Origin of the sequence: Prevotella sp. MGM2, assembly GCF_002933955.1 — a bacterium.
GTDB lineage: Bacteria > Bacteroidota > Bacteroidia > Bacteroidales > Bacteroidaceae > Alloprevotella.
Map to the genome: position 1 here is coordinate 1 of NZ_BEWW01000058.1, position 531 is coordinate 531.

Here is a 531-nt window from a genome sequence, read left to right on the forward strand (position 1 = left end):
TCAATGCCATATACGAAGCCCTGCCAGATATGGAATGGTTTCACCGGCATCGTTTTGACCGTGTATCTCCCTTATTGGGAGAAGTGAAGATGTCTCTGACTGTTATTAATGCCGGCACACAGCACAATGTTGTACCCGACACTTGTAAAATGGTAGTGGATGTGCGCTCCAACGAATGTTATTCCAATAAAGAAATACTCGATGAAATCGTCAAAAACATCCGTTCAAATGTACAGGCACGGTCAACGCGTCTCAATTCCTCCAGCATTTCCCTTTCCCATCCTTTGGTGCGCAACGCCATAGGTTTATGCGGTCAGCCTTATGGTTCGCCTACGCTCAGCGATCAGGCCTTGATGCCATGGCCGTCGCTCAAGATAGGTCCCGGTGATTCCGCCCGTTCACATACTGCTGACGAGTATATAAAAATGGAAGAAATAACCGATTCCATCGAAAAATATTTAAAAATAATAGCAGGCCGGCCATAAAGGCGGATCATCATCGACTAATGATTCCCTGTGCATTTTAACACTA

General features: G+C 45.6%; 1 protein-coding gene. It reads left to right on the forward strand.

What is annotated here, in order from left to right:
- On the forward strand, nt 1-485 hold a 485-nt coding region (locus tag C5S62_RS01410; RefSeq protein WP_148665643.1), incomplete at its 5' end, for a peptidase dimerization domain-containing protein.
- Nucleotides 486-531: the final 46 nt, after the last annotated feature.